This window comes from Candidatus Nitrosopumilus sp. (assembly GCF_040878665.1).
Lineage (GTDB): Archaea > Thermoproteota > Nitrososphaeria > Nitrososphaerales > Nitrosopumilaceae > Nitrosopumilus.
In genome coordinates this window covers 143,974-157,680 of the sequence record NZ_JBBDLU010000004.1, presented here as the reverse complement: position 1 = coordinate 157,680, position 13,707 = coordinate 143,974, and the positions used below count along the sequence as shown (strand labels likewise).

15 protein-coding genes are annotated in these 13,707 nt (G+C 33.8%); 4 read left to right on the top strand and 11 right to left on the bottom strand.

Going from position 1 to position 13,707, the window contains the following annotated elements:
* The coding region (locus tag WDZ98_RS04560; protein ID WP_368057095.1) for a metal ABC transporter solute-binding protein, Zn/Mn family at positions 1 to 469 on the bottom strand (469 nt) is incomplete at its 3' end.
* Positions 470 to 559: 90 nt separating this feature from the next.
* Here WDZ98_RS04560 and WDZ98_RS04555 point away from each other — a divergent pair.
* Complete coding sequence (locus WDZ98_RS04555) at positions 560 to 943, top strand: CopG family ribbon-helix-helix protein (RefSeq protein WP_368057097.1); 384 nt, start codon at positions 560 to 562, stop codon at positions 941 to 943.
* Here the strand turns inward: WDZ98_RS04555 and WDZ98_RS04550 are convergent.
* The 3 genes from WDZ98_RS04550 to pyrB are packed head-to-tail and all read right to left on the bottom strand — an operon-like array spanning position 940 to position 4,000.
* Positions 940 to 2,298, bottom strand: coding sequence for a PEFG-CTERM sorting domain-containing protein (locus tag WDZ98_RS04550; RefSeq protein ID WP_368057458.1), 1,359 nt, complete (start codon positions 2,296 to 2,298; stop codon positions 940 to 942). The genes WDZ98_RS04555 and WDZ98_RS04550 overlap by 4 nt on opposite strands.
* 8 nt (positions 2,299 to 2,306) lie before the next feature.
* On the bottom strand, positions 2,307 to 3,017 hold the full coding sequence (locus tag WDZ98_RS04545) for an LON peptidase substrate-binding domain-containing protein (RefSeq protein WP_368057099.1): 711 nt from the start codon (positions 3,015 to 3,017) through the stop codon (positions 2,307 to 2,309).
* Between the two features lie 53 nt (positions 3,018 to 3,070).
* Positions 3,071 to 4,000 carry an aspartate carbamoyltransferase gene (gene pyrB, locus WDZ98_RS04540; RefSeq protein WP_368057101.1) on the bottom strand — a complete coding sequence of 310 codons (930 nt, stop codon included), beginning with the start codon at positions 3,998 to 4,000 and terminating at the stop codon, positions 3,071 to 3,073.
* 41 nt (positions 4,001 to 4,041) lie between these two features.
* On the opposite strand from pyrB, the gene pyrI reads away from it, so the two are divergent.
* On the top strand, positions 4,042 to 4,503 hold the full coding sequence (gene pyrI / locus WDZ98_RS04535) for an aspartate carbamoyltransferase regulatory subunit (RefSeq protein ID WP_368057103.1): 462 nt from the start codon (positions 4,042 to 4,044) through the stop codon (positions 4,501 to 4,503).
* Positions 4,504 to 4,542: 39 nt separating this feature from the next.
* On the opposite strand, the gene WDZ98_RS04530 is transcribed toward pyrI, so the two are convergent.
* The 6 genes from WDZ98_RS04530 to WDZ98_RS04505 all read right to left on the bottom strand — a co-directional run bounded on the left by WDZ98_RS04530 (position 4,543) and on the right by WDZ98_RS04505 (position 9,450).
* Complete coding sequence (locus tag WDZ98_RS04530; RefSeq protein ID WP_179373023.1) at positions 4,543 to 4,833, bottom strand: ATP synthase subunit C; 291 nt, start codon at positions 4,831 to 4,833, stop codon at positions 4,543 to 4,545.
* Positions 4,834 to 4,900: 67 nt separating this feature from the next.
* Complete coding sequence (locus tag WDZ98_RS04525) at positions 4,901 to 5,032, bottom strand: hypothetical protein (protein ID WP_368057105.1); 132 nt, start codon at positions 5,030 to 5,032, stop codon at positions 4,901 to 4,903.
* Positions 5,032 to 5,664, bottom strand: a complete 633-nt coding sequence (locus WDZ98_RS04520) for a V-type ATP synthase subunit D (protein WP_368057107.1) — start codon at positions 5,662 to 5,664, stop codon at positions 5,032 to 5,034. The genes WDZ98_RS04525 and WDZ98_RS04520 overlap by 1 nt, the downstream gene beginning before the upstream one ends.
* Positions 5,665 to 5,668: 4 nt before the next feature.
* Positions 5,669 to 7,054, bottom strand: coding sequence for a V-type ATP synthase subunit B (locus WDZ98_RS04515; RefSeq protein ID WP_368057109.1), 1,386 nt, complete (start codon positions 7,052 to 7,054; stop codon positions 5,669 to 5,671).
* On the bottom strand, positions 7,051 to 8,829 hold the full coding sequence (locus WDZ98_RS04510) for a V-type ATP synthase subunit A (RefSeq protein ID WP_368057111.1): 1,779 nt from the start codon (positions 8,827 to 8,829) through the stop codon (positions 7,051 to 7,053). Before WDZ98_RS04510 ends, WDZ98_RS04515 begins: the two co-directional genes overlap by 4 nt.
* A 3-nt stretch (positions 8,830 to 8,832) precedes the next feature.
* A complete protein-coding gene (locus tag WDZ98_RS04505; protein WP_368057113.1) occupies positions 8,833 to 9,450 on the bottom strand; it encodes a V-type ATP synthase subunit E in 618 nt (205 codons plus the stop codon).
* A gap of 69 nt (positions 9,451 to 9,519) precedes the next feature.
* Between WDZ98_RS04505 and WDZ98_RS04500 the strand changes: the two genes are divergently transcribed.
* Complete coding sequence (locus tag WDZ98_RS04500; RefSeq protein ID WP_368057115.1) at positions 9,520 to 11,619, top strand: V-type ATP synthase subunit I; 2,100 nt, start codon at positions 9,520 to 9,522, stop codon at positions 11,617 to 11,619.
* Positions 11,620 to 11,763: 144 nt separating this feature from the next.
* Positions 11,764 to 13,056 carry an SLC13 family permease gene (locus WDZ98_RS04495; RefSeq protein ID WP_368057117.1) on the top strand — a complete coding sequence of 431 codons (1,293 nt, stop codon included), beginning with the start codon at positions 11,764 to 11,766 and terminating at the stop codon, positions 13,054 to 13,056.
* Positions 13,057 to 13,198: 142 nt separating this feature from the next.
* On the opposite strand, the gene WDZ98_RS04490 is transcribed toward WDZ98_RS04495, so the two are convergent.
* Positions 13,199 to 13,707, bottom strand: a 509-nt coding sequence (locus WDZ98_RS04490) for a hypothetical protein (RefSeq protein WP_368057119.1), incomplete at its 5' end; no start/stop codon positions are given.

Below are 13,707 nucleotides of genomic sequence, written 5' to 3'. Positions count from 1 at the left end.
GTTCTTCATCTCCATGTTCTTCATCTCCATGTTCTTCATCTCCATGTTCTTCATCTCCATGTTCTTCATCACCATGTTCTTCATTTGTTGATTTTGATACCATTATTCCTTTACTGGTATCAACTATGATTCCATCATATTCATTATCAATTAGATCATCAACCCAGTTTTCAAAACCAATTCCATTAATTATAATTAAATCTGATTTTTGCATTTGTTGAACATCTTTGATAGTAGGTTCCCAATCATGTGGTTCCACCCCAACAGGAATCAATAAAATTGCATTAATTTTTTCTTGACCAACTATTTGTGAAAATTCGTGTAGTGGATTAAATGACGAAATTACTTGAAGTTTGGGATCAGCAACAGCTGAAAACTGTTGATTTGTATTAGTACCATAAACAACAATGGAAGTTAATGGAATTACTACCAAAATTGCTGCAATTGCCAGTTTTGTCTGAATATTCACACAGTAGTTTGATGCATATTATTAATAAATTTATAAAATCTTAATAAGATTAATTGCTAAACTTATAAGATAATTAATAACATTAGGTATATGCCAATAGTTTCGATCTCGTTAAATGATGAAATTCTTTCAGAATTAGACAAATTACAATCATCCATGGGGTTTTCAGGTAGATCAGAAGCTATCAGAGCTGGGATCAGAGCGTTTGTTTCAGAAGAAAAACAAAAAGCAGATTTGGCAGGAAATATTCATGCGATTCTTTTGGTTGTACATAATGATCAATTTGATCATGTTGTATCAGGAATCACACATAATTTCGAAGATCTAATTACAACTCATCTTCATAGTAAAATTGAAAAAGAAAAATGCATGGAACTCTTTTTAATTGATGGAGATGCAGAAAAAGTTTCCACAATGACTAGAGACTTTCAAACAAATAAGAACATGGATACAGTAAAGCTAGTTGCATTTTAGATGCTAAATGAAGTTCTTCGAGTTATAACAACAATACTCATTATTGAAATTGCTAATAAAAATAATGTAATAGCACCAAATTCAGGTACAACAACTAGTGCAAATTCAGTTTCTTGTCCAGTGTTTCTAATATTTTCAAATTTAATTATTGTTGGACCAGTCTGATCTTCAGCAAATGTAAATTTTTCAAAATCACCACCAACTTGTGCTGTTCCTGATACACGGTGAATTTCTTTTCCGTTTTGGATTATAACAAATGTATAATCAGAACTTCTCAGAGGATCATTAGTTCTTCCATCTCTGATTGTAAAAATAAAATTTGTGGCAACATCAGGCTCCACAATTAATGGATCCCATGAGAGGTTTACTTTGAAATCTTCACTTTTTGTATATGCTTCTAGTGGAAAAGAAATATCCTCACTAGTAGATATAACAAATTTCATATTTTCAGATACTGGTTCGTCAGATTTCCTCATTTCATTTTTCAAATATCGTAAATGATCCTGTAACAAAACAAGATGAACAATTCTTTCATCATCTTCTGTATAATCATCAACTGATACTGAAGAGTTGAATAGCTCAACTCCATTTACATATGCAGAATAGCTAGGAGGTAAAAACTCGACAAAATTTTTTGGAAAATGGGTTTCTATATGTACAACAGATACATGAGACATTTGCTTCTCACTCCAGTCAAATGGCATCTCAAATGTAACTTGTTTAGCCTCAAAATCATACTTGAAATTAGAAATTGAATCAAAATATGACTTTGAACGAAATTGTACATCATTATTTTTAGAATCTTTTTGAATGAAAGATACGGTCTCAATTAAGCTCAAATCAGCATTATAAACTCCAGAATTATCTATGATGTTTGTAGGCTCATCAATAGTTCTAACTTCAATCTCAAAATTGTATAGACCGCCTGAGTTAAACAAAGGACCAGTAATTTCTAGAGGATTATCTTCAGTTCCATGCCATGCTCCAAGTAAAGAATCTTGTTGGCCATGAATTGTGATTTTCTCATCAGCACTTGGAGATACTATAATTGGTAAAACACCATTATCAGTAAAGAAATAATTCCTGAAAATCATTTCGCCATTATGAAATAAACCAATTAGAAAGGTCACATTCTTTGCATTTTCTTTTGTAGCATCTTCAGTTGCAGTTATTGTGATTTGTTCTTGATCATTTTCAAAATACATTGGCATTTCTACTGAAATAGAAAGTTTTTTTCCTTGGATGTCAATTGAACGAATTGTATCAATACCAAATCCATGTCCATAAACACTGCTTGCAGGAAATAACAAACAAGCAGATAAAACACATATTCCAAAAACTTTCAATGATATCATAATTTTCATTATTTTGCTGTCAATAGTTTTTCAACTTGATTAATTAGTTCATCCATTGTCGTTGCCTCTAAAATTGGTTGTAATTCATCTGGATCCTTTGCACCAATTGCAGATAGTGAATAAACATAATCAACTGTAGGAGTGTCAGTGTTAAGATAGTATTGTTCCAAAACATGATCTAAAGAATGAGGTTCAACAATTTGAGGAAGAGCCTGTCTAATGATTTTCTTTTTCCATAGTTCAACTAACTTTTCCCATTTTTCAAGTGAAATACTCTCATCAATTTCAGGAATTAGTTCTACTTCAGCTTGGATGTACATTTTTTCTTCAGTTCCAGCTTTTTCATGAATATCAGAAATTTCTTGATGTCCCTCTGCTGAAAGTGGATCATAGTTTGGAGGCTGAGAAATTGATGGTGGAATTATTCTTTTAATTCTAAATGAATTTCTTCCTATAGTTTCAATGTGTAGTTGTAATCCATCTAGTCCTACATCTTCACATTTAGATATTTTAGCAATAGTTCCAACTATTTTAGGAGAATTCCAACCATTAATTGAGTTATTTTCATCTATCAAACATACTCCAAACTGACCATCTCCAAGCATGCAATCATCAACTAATTGTTTGTATCGAGGTTCAAAGATTCGAAGTGGGAGTTCTTGTCGTGGAAACAAAACCAAATCTAAAGGAAATATAGGAATAATTTTTGTTTCTGTCAAACTAGTATTATTGAGATATCACTAGATATATGGAAATCGGAAATTCTAGAAAACTAAAATCCATTTTCATTAAGAGTCATACCCAAAAGAGCAGCTCTTGTATGCATTCCATATTCAGCTTGTTTAAAGTACTTGGCATTTTTTGTATTATCAACCTCTGCTGAGATTTCATCAATTCTTGGAAGAGGATGTAAAATTATTGCATCATCTTTCATTCGTTTTAGCATATCTAATCCTACAACATAGCTTCCCTTAACTTTGAGATATTCTTCTTCATCAGGGAATCTCTCTTTTTGAATTCGCGTAACATAAAGAACATCAAGTTCATCAAGATGTTCTTCAATGTCAGTAGTTTCAGTAAGATCCAATTTCTGTTTGATTTCATAGGTTGAATCAGATCTTATTCGTAGTGATTCTGGAGAAATTAAACGAACATCAACATCATAATTTCCTAGTCCATGTAATAGAGAGTAAACTGTTCGTCCATACTTTAGGTCACCTACAATTCCAATTTTAAGACCGTCAATCTTTTTCTTTTCTTTTTTCATTGTAAACAAATCTTGAATAGCCTGAGTGGGGTGTTCTTCTGTACCGCTTCCTGCATTGATTAGAGGTTTATCTGAAACTTCAGCTGCAAATCTACTGGAACCATCCAAAGTATGACGTAAAACAAGCACATCAGAGTAAATCGATATCATTCGTACAGTATCAGCAAGACTTTCACCCTTTTGAGTAGATGATGATGTAACATTAGAAATTCCCAATGAGTTACCACCAATTGATGCCATGGCGGAATCAAAGCTAAGACGAGTTCGTGTACTAGGTTCATAAAACAGATATCCTAATGTTTTTCCTTTACAAATCTCTCGTCTCTCAGACGGATTTAGTTGTATGATTTTTTCAGTTAAGGTAAAGATTTTTTCAAGTTTTTCTTTATCAAAGTCCTTAATTGATATGATATCTTTTTGATAGAACTCATTCATTCTTTCAATAATATATACAGGTGACTATACAAAGTATTCTGATGGAACAGTCCGACCTTATGGTTCGACGCATTAAGGAAGGTACTGTAATTGACCACATAGATGAAGGAAAAGGGCTTCAGGTACTTAATGCGTTAAGAATTGACGGTAGAGACGGAAGTCTAATTACCATAGCCTTGAATGTTCCAAGTGGAAAATTTAAGAAAAAAGATATCATCAAAGTAGAAAACAAATTTCTAAAAGATGATGATACAAACAAGTTAGCAGTTATTGCACCAAAAGCTACAATCAACATGATAAAAGAATACAAGCTTGTAGAGAAACGAAGAGTGTCATTACCTAATGAGATAGATAGAATCTTTAGATGCTCAAACCCAGATTGTATCACAAATAGTTCAGAGTATATTGAGTCAGTAATGGATGTTATTGATAAAGAGGGAAGAGTACTCAAGTGCAGATATTGTTCTAGAGTTTTAGATGTAAACAAGCTAAAATATAATTAAATAAAAAAATCTAAAAATTTGAAAAATATGTAGTTTGGACTATTGTCCTAAGATGATAAACATCATAACTATACCGTAGATTGCGATTGATTCGACCATACCTACGAAGATGAATACCTTTGACTGTAAAGCTGGATTCTCACTAATGACTGCAAGACCTGCTGCACCTACTTGACCAAGACCTATACCTGCTCCACCGGCTGCAATACCAAATGCTAAACCAGCACCTAAGAGTTTCATAGAGTCGCCACTAGATGCACCATCTTCTTGAGCAAATGCAACTCCAGTAGAACCTAGAATTGAAATTGCTGATGCTGCCAAAAGTAACATGACGATAGTTTTCATTTACGATGTGGCTCCTTGAAGTCCATATTTAAATCATGATGGGATAAGATATTCAAATTCGATCTAGTGTTTTCTTTTTGAATGATTTTAGATCATCTTGGATAGATTTTACAAAGTTATCATAATTTCCATCTAATTCTTTTTTAGATTTTTCAAGTAATTTTTTTATTTCTTCTTTTGCCATTATTCTCTATTTTCCATCTTTGCCTTCACTTTTTTTAACTTTGCGAATTCTTCTCTTTCTCTCTCTTCAAGAGTGGAGAGAATGAATCGAATGTTTTCTTTGTATTGAGGGATAATGACATTTTCAAGAGCATTTAGTAATTTTTGGGTCTTCTCTAATGCTTTTGCAAGACTAAAAATAGAATTTTCATATTCTGCTGCCTTGCAAATTTTTGGCATTAATTCCTTGATTTGTTTTGCTGCTCTATCAATTGATGAGTTTGTATCTGCAAATCCATAAGGCATTGATTTGGTATCTTTTTCAGTTACAGTAAGTGCAGGAATTTTTACGTCAACAACTCTTCTGATACTAACATCAACTTCCATTACAGGGGGAGTAGATTCTGCAACAGAGTCAACTGTATTGGTACCTAATGCCAAATATGCTTCATTAACTGATTTGTAGATATCTTGCAAAGGATCCCAGATTCCGCCTCTTGCTTTAGATGCCTCTTGAATCATTTCTTCAATATTTTTTAAGAGAACTTTACGTTTATCATCTAAAATTTGCTGAACCATGACTGCAACTTGTGTAGATTTTTTATATTTGAAAAGTTCAATTTTTGTTGCTGCAACATTTTGTCCAAATGACATTTAGTTACTCTTCCTTGTAATACTGATCAATGAATTTATCTTTGATTTTAGTAATCTCACTTCTTGGTAATTTTGATACAATCTTCCATAAAAGACCCAATGTTTCTTCAATGGTTCTATTCTCATCAGTTGCTTGTGTAAGGAATTCTTTTTCAAAAGTATCACCTACAGCCATATATTTGAGGTCAATTTCAGTTAAACCTGCTTTACCTACAATACCTGCCAATGCTCTTACTTCTTGGGATCTAGAATATGCATCATAAACCTGATTAGCAACTTCACTGTGATCTGCTCTAGTACTTCCTTCACCAATTCCGTCTTTCATCAATCTACTAAGACTCATCAAAATATTGATTGGTGGATAAACTCCTTGTCTGAACAAATCTCTACCAACTACTATTTGTCCTTCTGTAATGTAACCAGTAAGATCAGGTATTGGGTGAGTGATATCATCAGATGGCATTGATAAAATTGGAACTTGTGTAACACTTCCTTTTTTTCCATTAAGTTTTCCTGCTCTTTCATAAAGTGTTGAAAGGTCAGTGTAGAGATAACCAGGATAGCCTTTTCTTCCAGGAACTTCTTCTCTTGCTGCACTAATCTCTCTTAGTGCTTCTGCATAGTTTGTCATATCAGTAATTACAACTAAAACATGCATTCCTAATTCAAATGCCAAGTACTCTGCTACAGTCAAAGCTACACGCGGAGTAATGATTCTTTCAATTGCAGGATCATCTGCAGTATTTAGAAATAGAACACTTCTTTTTAGTGCACCAGATTCTTCAAGACTTCTTCTAAAGTATTCTGCTTCACTGTATTGTACACCAATTGCTGCAAATACCACAGCAAAGTCATCTTGTTTTCCAACAACACTTGCTTGTCTTGCGATTTGTGCTGCTAAAAGATTGTGAGACATTCCAGAACCAGAGAAGATTGGAAGTTTTTGTCCCCTAACTAGAGTCATTAATCCATCAATTACAGAAACACCGGTTTGAATGAAATCTTTTGGATATTCACGTTGTTCAGGATTCATTGGTTCTCCGTTAATGTCAATAAATTTATCAGCAATTGGATCTGGCAATCCGTCTTTTGGTCTACCTAACCCATCAAACACTCTACCAAGTACTTCTTTTGAGACTGGCATTTCCATGACTTTACCTACAAATTTTGCTTTAGTTCCAGATATTGATAGTCCAGTAGTTCCTTCAAAGACTTGAACGATTGCTTTTCCATTTCCTACTTCGAGAACTTTACCTAGTCTTCTTTCACCTTCGTTAGTTTCAATTTCAACAAGTTCATCAAATGCTGCATTTTCAACATCATCTACAACAACTAGAGGACCTTTGATTTCAGCAATCTTGCTGTATTGAACTCCGCCTTCTGTTGTCAATTTGTTACCTTTACTCCTGTAATTGATTTGAATTGTTCTTGCATGTCTTTTTCTAATTTATCAAGTTTTGGCATCTCATCATCTTTGACATCCATTCTTGCTTTAAGTAAACTGCTTACTACACCTAGCTCACGAATATCAGATAGTGCTGCACCTTCTTTGAGTGCCTGTTGTCCTTTTTTGTAAAAGTCAACACATAATTTCATTAATTTGAATTGTTTTTCTGGACTACAATAAGTATCGACATCATCAAATGAGTTTTGTTGTAACAAAGCAATCTTTACCATTCTTGCAACTTCAAGAATTAATTTTTCTTCATCAGGTAATGCTTCAGGACCTAAGAGTCTGACAATTTCTTTTAGTGTATCTTCTCTTTGTAAAATACCATAAGTTTCACTTCTAATATTAAACCAATCTGGACTGATGTTTTCACTCCACCATTTTGCAATATCTGCAAGATAACCTGAATAACTATTCATCCAGTTAATTGATGGGTAGTGTCTAGAGTATGCAAGTTTTGCATCCAATGCCCAGAAAGTTTTGATAAATCTCATTGTGTGAGTTGTAACTGGTTCTGTAAAGTCACCACCAGATGGAGATACAGCACCAATCAAAGTAACTGAACCATCACGTTCTGGACTACCAGCTGCTTGAACACGACCTGCTCTTTCATAAAATTCTGCTAATCTTGATGCAAGATATGATGGGTATCCTTCTTCTGCCGGCATTTCTTCTAATCTGCCACTCATTTCTCTGAGTGATTCTGCCCATCTACTTGTAGAATCTGCTACTAGTACAACGTCTTTACCCATATCTCTGTAATATTCTGCAATTGTTACACCAGTGTAGATACTTGCTTCTCTTGCAGCTACTGGCATGTTACTTGTATTTGCAACAAGTACAGTTCTATCCATTAATGGTTTTCCACTACGTGGATCTTTAAGATGTGGGAATTCAACTAGTACTTCAGTCATCTCGTTTCCTCTTTCGCCACAACCAATGTAAACAACAACTTGAGAGTCAGCCCATTTCGCAATTTGGTGTAATGTAACTGTCTTTCCTGTTCCAAATGCACCAGGAATTGAACCAGTTCCTCCTTTTGCAATTGGGAAGAATGTATCAATAACACGTTGTCCAGTGAGTAGAGGTACAGTTGGATCGTATCTCTTGTTATATGGACGTGGTTTTCGTACAGGCCATCTGTGATACATTTTGACTGGAATTGATTGTCCATCTTTTTCAGTGGTAGCTAGTACAGTTTCTAAATCATAATCTCCTTCGGATACAAGGTTTGAAATTTTTCCACCTGGATGATCTGGTGGGAGCATAATTGAATGATTGATAAGATCAGTTTCTTGAACAGTTCCAATAATATTTCCTGCAGCAGCTTCATCTCCATTACTTACAGTTGGAATAAAATGGAATTTTTTTGTCATGTCTACTGCTGTAGTTGTAATACCTCTTCCAATGAATGATCCAGATGCTTTTGATAGTTCTCTTAGTGGTCTTTGAATACCGTCATAGAGTTGTCCAATAATTCCAGGACCAAGTAATACACTGAGTGGATTTCCAGTACCAATTACTGGCTCGCCTGGCTTTAATCCACTTGTTGACTCGTAAACTTGAATAAATGCCACATCTCCGGTTAATCGAATAACTTCACCTACTAATTTTGAATTTCCAACAGTTACAGTTTCATACATTTTGGCATCAGACATGCCGTCTGCTCGTACAGCTGGTCCACTGACCCAAACAATTCGACCTTGAGCTGCCATATCCTAATTTCCCACTCCGAATTTTGCTGCAATATCTTTCCTTATTAAAGGCTTCAGACGTTCAATTCTTGCATCAATGGTATTATCAAATGTCATTGCTCCATCTTTAGATTTTACTTTAATTCCTCCAAGACAATTAATTGTTTCAGATGACAATATCGCTCCCGGAAATTGAGATAGTGTTGATTGAACAACATCTTTGTCCTTTGCGTTTGTATATACTGTAACTTCACTAGTGCCCAAAATTTTAGTTGATTCTTCTAATAATGATTTGATTAGATTGGAGTAAGTTCCACTACGATCAGCATTTGCAATTTCATCCAATACTTTTGAAAAGACTTTACCAACTGCATCTTCTAATGCTATTAGTTGTTTATTTCTGGCTTCAATGTCAGAACCTCCCGTGATCTGTTTTTCGAGCTTGTCGGCCTCTTTTTTGCCATCTGAAATAATTTTATCATATTCACTCTCCAATCTAGGAATAGAATCATTAAGTTTTTTTTGTGATTCATCTAAGCCAGATTTGATATTTGACAAGATATCGTTTTCAGTATTTTTTAAAATTTTGTCAATTGTACTTTCTAATGCGGAATTAGATGCCAATGAGTCCAGTCGACCCATAATAGATTTTAATGTTTGGGAATAAAATCAGAAAGATATTAAACTCAATGAAAGTACCCAAAATTTGTCTTGGGAACAGCCGATCTAAAACTTGGAACAGTGATTTTACCAAGAAGTGAGTCGCCAAAAGCAATTTCACGATTAACTGAGTTTGAGTGGTATCACAAGATTGATTCTGCTAGTGATTTAGTTACGCCTGAAATCGACGATCTGTTACTAAAAGCACAACAAACTTTTCAATCAATTGATGATGTGGTTAAAGGAATGGGAATTCCATTAACCGTAGGAATAATGGAGATTTTATTCAAAGGAACTGTAATCAAGAAAAAAGATTATGAAATTAACGAAATTGAAGAAATGGTGGAGCAATTAATCAAAGAGGCTCCAACTATTATTGATAAACCCCAAAAATTATTAGAAGATGCAACAAACACAAGATTATCTATTGAAGAATACAAATCACTCAAAGACACCTTAGAAGTGATCAGAAAGATGAACATGAGTCTTTCTGGATTTGGTTTGATGAGACATTTTTTTACAAATCTCTTTGTCATTAATTCTGCTGATTTTAATGAAATTAGTCGTTCTCTTGAAGGAATTACAATTTACAAATACGACTTAGAAAATAAAGAAAAATCAGCAATTTTAATAATTTCTGATACTAGAGATTCTGAAAAAGTTCTCAAAGTTTTAAGAAGCTTCAATTCTAATACATTTAAAATTCCAGAAGGTTTTCCTCAAGTTCCTAGTGAGGCTTATGCACTTGCAGAGTCAAAAATAAAAGAATTGACTGCAAAACAATCTGCAATCAAAAAAGAATTAGCAGGATTAACAAAAAAGATTAGACGGGATATTCTATCTATTCATGAAAAAGCACTTGTTGCAAAAGATGTACTTGAGACTTTGAGAAAACCTGGAGGAACTAAGCACTTTGCAGTAATTCAAGGATTCATTCCAAAAAATATGGAATCAAAATTCACAGACTCAACAAAACAATGGATGTCAGTCGTAGAAGACATCACGGATCCTAAACTAAAAGAAGAGATTCCAACATTATTTGAGAATAAAAAATTCGTTAAAACATTTGAAGTGATTACAAAGAGTCAGGGAATTCCAAAGGCTGGAGAACCTGATCCAACACCGATGATTGCTCTAATGTGGCCAATTTTCTATGGATTAATGTTTGCAGATATGGGTCACGGATTGTTACTTATGGGATTAGGATTGCTATTCAAATTCAAAGGACAGGGAGAACTTTCTAGATGGGGAATGCTCATTGCAATTTCTGGTGCCTCAGCAGCTATAGCAGGTGTTGGTGCAGGAGAAGCGTTTGGTTATCACCTAGATCATATGGGTCCATTTGAAGGATTGTTAGAAGAAGGTGGAGCTTTACATTCAGTTAGTTGGATTGTGGGAATTCTAAGTGTAGCAGAATTAACATTTGAACAAGTAATTAACATTCTCAAAGTTTCATTGTTCATTGGAATTGTACACTTGGTATGGGCAATGACTTTACGTGTTATTAGATTATTAAAAGAAGGACACAAGTTTGTAGTATTTACTGAAGCAATTCCAAACATCACACTTTATGGTGGAATTGTAGTTGTCATGATGTGTGCAATTGGTTCACAGTATGATGTGATGAACATGTATTCCAAAGTACACACGGAAGCTGTTCCATGGGTTACAATGTTTCTTGGTGATTGGGCCCAAGTTTGGATCATTACAAGAATTGCAGTAGTTATTGTAATTGCATCAATGGTAATTATGATGATTGGAGGTGTAATGCATGCAAAGAAGCATCCAGAAGGTGGAGCAGATCCTGCCAGTGTAATTATGGAAGTTCTTTTAGGAAAAACAGTTGAGAGTTTAGCTCATACAATTAGCTATGCTCGACTTGGTATCATGCTGCTTGTACATGCAGCGTTATTGTTAACTGTCAATAACGCATTCACATCACTAGGTGGAGCAGAATCAGGTGCTGCAATGGCGATGATTATTGGTGGTAACTTGGGAATTATGATGATTGAAGGATTAATTGTGTATATCCAGTCTCTCAGGTTGCACTTGTACGAATTCTTTACAAAATGGTATGTAGGCGGTGCGCAACCATTTAGACAGATCAGACCAGAATTAATTTACAACCAATTTATCTGGAAAAAGAAATAAAAAATACAGGGCTTGGACTGATAGATAGTATGAGTCCCACAAGGACTCACCCAATCAAAATGGGAATAAAAGTGGACGTACAACATTAGTAAAACCAATTTTTACATTATATCTTTAAAACGTCACATCAAAAGAGAGTAAAATATGGATTTTAACTCAGGATTTTTTTCAATTCTGATAATTTTCATAATTGTTTACAGCTTGATTATTTTTAGAAATGTAAAAGGAGTAAACATTCCGATATGGGCAAGCATGGTATTTGGTGCTGTATCTGTTTTAGTTTTGCAAATAATATCAATCGAAGATGCATTTTTGGCCATAAATTTTGATGTGATCTTTTTTCTTCTTGGAATGTTCATTCTAGTTTCAGGCTTAGAATCTTCTGGAATGTTAAATCACATAGTAACTAGAATTTTGTCATTTGCAAAGACGCCTAACCAAATATTGTTTTTCGTTTTATTTGTAATGGGTTTACTGTCTGCATTTCTCATTAATGATACTATAGCACTTGTTGCAACTCCAATAGTAATTGGATTGGCAAAGCCGATGAATATTAGACCTGCACCGATGCTCATTTGTCTAGCATTTGGAATTACAATAGGAAGTATGATGACACCAATGGGAAACCCACAAAATTTGTTAATTTCTATTCATAGTGGAATGGAATTTCCACTGTTTACATTTCTCAGGTATCTTTTTTTACCAACTATAACTTGTCTATTAGTTACATTTTTTATTCTAAAACGTTACTATAAAAAGGAATTTTCAAACGCAGTAATGTCACAATCAATATCTTCAATAGTTTTAGATTCCAGCCTTGCAAAAAAATCATCCATCTTAATCATAATTACTGTGATTGGATTTTTTGTTGTGGGGCTTGTAAAATTATTTGGAATTACAACTGAATTGAATTTCAGTCATGTTGCAATGTTTGGAGGACTTGCTTTATTGCTAATTAGTAACAAAAAGAAACAGATAACCAAAGGAATCAATTGGCAAATAATTGTATTTTTTGTAGCAATGTTTGTGTTTATGCAAGGAGTTTGGAATGGAGGAATCATTGAATTGTTTCAAACAATTTTACCATTTGATCCAAATCCAAACTCACCTACATCATCAATTAACATAATCGGGACAAGTATTTTATTAAGTCAAGTAGTTAGTAATGTTCCATTTGTTGCAATATCCATTCCAATTTTGCAAGACTATGGTTTTTCTGCAATTAATGTCATACCATGGATTGCATTGGCAGCTGGAAGTACAATTGCAGGAAATCTAACTATTTTGGGTGCTGCAAGCAATGTAATAATTTTAGAAACTGCTGAAAGAAGACACAAGATCACTTTTACATTCAAAGAATTTTTTAAAATTGGAATTATGGTTACTACTGCAAACACTGTAATTTTAATATTTTTTATAACATTTCCTTTTATGTAAGGAATTATTCAGACATTTGGAATAGTTTCAGATTCAATTTGGTAGAATCTTGAACGAAAGAAAATACAAGAAAGGATTTGAATCATTGAAGGTTCAAGTCCAAATGGGCTCACATTCGTAGAATAATCTAGAAAAAAAGAAATTATGGGAATTGTAACAATTCCGATTTTACTAAAACACTATCTGGTTGAAATGTGTGATTTACACTTACGCCGCTAATCAGACCACTCAATTTGACATCGTATTGTCCTGACGTAGTTGGTACAAACAAAGCATAGTATCTACCATTCAGATTATCAGCAGAGAGAGATAAGGTCATTTTTTGGTTAGAAGTTGAGACAATAATCTTTAGATCATTCTCTAATCCACTTACACCATTTTCAAATAATTCGGCTTTAGGAATAGAGGATTTTAACAAAGTAATACATCTGCAATCACCCTTTTCTTCATCAGATGATTCATTGTGCTTTTCTTTGTCTTTTCCATGTTCAGCTTTAATGCTAGTATCACTTACTAGAATTTCAAAGCCATTACTTTCACTTGTAACAGGAAATTCATGTATCCAATCAACTGTGATTTTGTACTTTCCAGTCATTATTTGATTTGATAAAAGAGGAGTAGTTTTCTTTTCACCGTGCTTTGCTTTATCTT

Bases quoted from the DNA above. Each gene is read 5' to 3' on its own strand.
- WDZ98_RS04555 (WP_368057097.1), top strand. From the start codon at position 560: ATGCCAATAGTTTCGATCTCGTTAAATGATGAAATTCTTTCAGAATTA.
- WDZ98_RS04550 (WP_368057458.1), bottom strand. From the start codon at position 2,298: ATGATATCATTGAAAGTTTTTGGAATATGTGTTTTATCTGCTTGTTTG.
- pyrB (WP_368057101.1), bottom strand. From the start codon at position 4,000: ATGAATGAGTTCTATCAAAAAGATATCATATCAATTAAGGACTTTGAT.
- pyrI (WP_368057103.1), top strand. From the start codon at position 4,042: ATGGAACAGTCCGACCTTATGGTTCGACGCATTAAGGAAGGTACTGTA.
- WDZ98_RS04530 (WP_179373023.1), bottom strand. From the start codon at position 4,833: ATGTTACTTTTGGCAGCATCAGCAATTTCAATTCTAGGTTCTACTGGA.
- WDZ98_RS04525 (WP_368057105.1), bottom strand. From the start codon at position 5,032: ATGGCAAAAGAAGAAATAAAAAAATTACTTGAAAAATCTAAAAAAGAA.
- WDZ98_RS04520 (WP_368057107.1), bottom strand. From the start codon at position 5,664: ATGTCATTTGGACAAAATGTTGCAGCAACAAAAATTGAACTTTTCAAA.
- WDZ98_RS04510 (WP_368057111.1), bottom strand. From the start codon at position 8,829: ATGGCAGCTCAAGGTCGAATTGTTTGGGTCAGTGGACCAGCTGTACGA.
- WDZ98_RS04505 (WP_368057113.1), bottom strand. From the start codon at position 9,450: ATGGGTCGACTGGACTCATTGGCATCTAATTCCGCATTAGAAAGTACA.
- WDZ98_RS04495 (WP_368057117.1), top strand. From the start codon at position 11,764: ATGGATTTTAACTCAGGATTTTTTTCAATTCTGATAATTTTCATAATT.